We start from the raw sequence: 564 nt of genomic DNA, 5'->3' as shown, positions 1-564 counted from the left end.
GACGTACGCCGTCACGTCGCACGCTCCCGCCTCGGGGCCAGGGGGTCGCGCGCCGAGCGGGCGAGCAGCAGGGGGACGGCGCAGGCCAGGCCGACCGCGCCCAGGGCGACGGCGGCCGGCCGGGGGCCGAGCCACGCCAGTACGGCGCCGCAGCCGAGGACGCCGGCGGCGCGCACGGCCGCGTTGACCAGCCCGGTGGCGGCGGTGAGCCGGCCGAGCAACGCGGCCGGGGTGAGCACCTGGCGCGCGGAGCCGGCCGTGACGAAGGCGAAGGCGGAACACGCGTCCACGCACAGGACCGCGCAGAACGCGTCCGCGAACCCCCGCGCCACGGACAGCCACAGGAAGGACGCCGCGAGCCCGCCCAGCGCCACCCCGAGGAGCGGCCCCCACGGCAGGTGCTCGACGAACCGCACCACCACCAGCGTCACCAGCAGCCCGCCGACGCCCGCCGCGGAGAGGACCAGCCCGACGCGGGCGGGACCGAGGTGCAGCGCCTGTACGGACAGCGCGACGACGACCAGCACGGCGGCCCCCGCGGTCACGTGCAGGTACAGGTAGGCC

1 pseudogene is annotated in these 564 nt (G+C 78.4%); it reads right to left on the bottom strand.

Annotated elements, in window-relative coordinates:
- Window positions 1-11: 11 nt before the first annotated feature.
- A pseudogene (locus KUM32_RS37560) lies at window positions 12-564 on the bottom strand (hypothetical protein); the annotation flags it as partial.

It is taken from the genome of Streptomyces sp. AC627_RSS907 (assembly GCF_019049165.1).
This window is presented reverse-complemented; position numbering and strand designations above follow the sequence as displayed.